2 protein-coding genes are annotated in these 2,615 nt (G+C 62.4%); both read right to left on the reverse strand.

The annotated features are described in order from the left end of the window. Nucleotides 1-120: 120 nt before the first annotated feature. Entirely contained in the window at nucleotides 121-909 is a 789-nt protein-coding gene (gene istB, locus ABEB26_RS26730; RefSeq protein WP_345725148.1) for an IS21-like element helper ATPase IstB, read from the reverse strand. Next, on the reverse strand, nucleotides 900-2,423 hold the full coding sequence (gene istA, locus ABEB26_RS26735; RefSeq protein ID WP_345725149.1) for an IS21 family transposase: 1,524 nt from the start codon (nucleotides 2,421-2,423) through the stop codon (nucleotides 900-902). Before istA ends, istB begins: the two co-directional genes overlap by 10 nt. Nucleotides 2,424-2,615 lie beyond the last annotated feature (192 nt).

Below are 2,615 nucleotides of genomic sequence, written 5' to 3' on the forward strand. Positions count from 1 at the left end.
TGTCAATCGTCGCCCGATAGTGCTCTGTGATCGTTAGCAATACTGCCCAACCAGATTCTCGGCAATGCTGCTCACCTGGTTCTCGCCATTGACCCGGTTTTCTGACCAGCCCATTGCTGATCAGCCCTCGTTCGCGGCCTCGTTCTGGTCGGCGCTTGGCAATGGCTCACCACTGCCCCGTCGACCCGCCGCCCGGTAGCTCCGGCCCGTCATCACGACCGTTTCCGCGTGGTGCGCCAAGCGATCTAACCCCGCACTCGCGAGCAGCGGGTTCCCAAACAGCTCTGGCCACTCCGTCGGTGCGCGGTTGCTCGTCAGCACAATGCTGCCCTGTTCATACCGTTCGCAGATCACGTCATACAGATCCTCCGCTCCTTGGGCACTCAGCGCGCGGAGGCCAAAGTCGTCCAGAATCAGCACGGCTGGCCGCAGATAACTCTCCAGCCGCCGTTCTTGACTCCCATCAGCCCGTCCGCTGTGCAGGTGCTGCACCAGTTTGTGGGTGTTCACATACACCACCGGGTAGCCTTGCCGACACGCTTCATGCCCCAACGCTTGGGCCAGATGCGACTTGCCGACCCCGGCTGGCCCACAGATCAGCACATTGCGCTTCTGACGGATATACTCGCCACTGGCCAGTGCGAGAATCTGCTGCCGATTGATCCCTGGATTGAAGCTGAAATCAAAGCCCTCCAGCGTTTTACTCGTCTGCACGTTGGCGCGACGCAGCCGCTGTACGAGTTGCTTCTGCGCCCGCCGTTCCACCTCATCCTCCACCAGTCGCGCCAAAAACTCCTCATACGACCACTTGCCATCCACCGCTTGGCGCGTCCGAGCGACTAAGGTTTCCAGCATGCCCGACAGCCGCAGTTGCTTGAGCGGGCCACTCAACTGATGGGTTAGTTCCATACCACACCGCCAAACAGGTGGCCCAGCAGATCGTGGGCATCCCGCACGTAGGTCTGGGCGGGCGGTGCGGGTGGTTCCGGTGCTGGCTCGTGATCCAGCCCTTGTGCCAAAATGGCCTTGATCGCTTGGTGGGAGATCGCGTCATAGCAGAGGGCGCGGACGCACGCCGCCTCGAGTCGTGCCGCCCCCACCCGTTCGGCCAGCTGGAGAATACGCCCGACGGTGCGCAGCCGATCCACCACCGTGTCATCCAGCAAAGTGCGCACGACCTGCTCGGTGGCAGGCCCGATCACCGTGGCACGATCCAGCGCCATCTCCCTCCCTAACAGCAGCCCCGGTCGGTGTGTCGGGGGCAGGTGATCCGGATGCGTGAGCCGCTCCCCCGCTGTGGTTGCCCGCTGGTGGGTGGCAACGAGCTGCCAGTCGGTCGTGTAGATCCGCACGTCGGCAGCACCGCCCCGCACATGGACCGTTTGGCCAACGAAGCGAAAGGGCACCGAGTAGAATGCTTGGTTGAACACGACGTAGCAGTCGCGAGCCACCGTGGCCGCCTTCCAGAGCGCGAGGTCGTAGGGGCTGGCGGGCAGCGCTTGGAGTGCCGCCTGTTCGGTGGCGCGGAACTGGAGGATCGGGACGTGTTTGGTCGTGCCGTGGATACGCTGGCCTGCGGTCGTCTGACACCACGCCAGCACGTCGTGGTTGGCTTGGGTGAGCGTGGTCGGCATCCGGCCTCCGAGAAAGTTCCGCTTGACAAAGTGGACACCACTCTCGACTTTCCCCTTGTGTTCAGGAGTGCGTGGCCGACATGGTGCAACCAGAAAGCCGTAATGTTCGGCGCACTCGCGGTAGGCATGTTGGATGTGCGGATCGTCCACGTCGGCATGGGTAACACCGGCCTTGAGGTTGTCGAGCACCACGCGATGGGGAACCCCACCAAAAAACTCGAAGCCGTGGCGGTGGAGCAAGAGCCAGGTCTCAACGGACTGATTCCAGACAAATTCGACATACATAAAGCGGCTCCACGCCAGCACCATGACGAATGCCCAGGCCTTCCGAAGCACCCCCGTCACCGGATCGATCATCCGTCCAGCGTACCCAAAATCGACCTGCGCCTCCTGTCCAGGCGGGGTCTCGACACGGACAGTCACATCGGGCTGGGCAGGCGTGAGCTGCGCGAGAAAGCGATAGACGGCGGAGAGGGAGCCAGTAAAGCCACGCTCGCGGAGGCGTTCACGGATGGCGACTCCTTCGACCCCAGCGGCATGCAGTTCCAAGGCCAGCGCCCGGAATGGCTCGAGGCTGGAGACGGTTTGGGGTGGCGCGGGAGTCATGAGCGTGTCGTGCGCCAAGGCGGCGAGGTGCTCAATGGATGGCAGATCGCCCGTCAGCAGCCCATGCTGGGATGCCCACGCACGGTAGCGGCGGATCGTCCGTCGGTTAAGGCCCGTGGTGCGCTGAATCGCGCTGTCATTGGTGGAGGCGCGGAGTTCGCGCACTAGGTCTCGCAATTCCATATAGTCAATCCTCGTGCCCGCCATAGAACCTCCCGCGCTACAGAGTGTTGCGCAACAGGATAGCGGACATGGGGGTGCAATGCACGTCAGATGAGCAGTATTGCCGACGATCGGCCACATTGGGCACGATTGCCGACGATTATTGAGCGCGATTGCTAACGATTTTTGTGTAGTATAGGGCGGAAAGTGACA

It is taken from the genome of Herpetosiphon gulosus (assembly GCF_039545135.1).
Lineage (GTDB): Bacteria > Chloroflexota > Chloroflexia > Chloroflexales > Herpetosiphonaceae > Herpetosiphon > Herpetosiphon gulosus.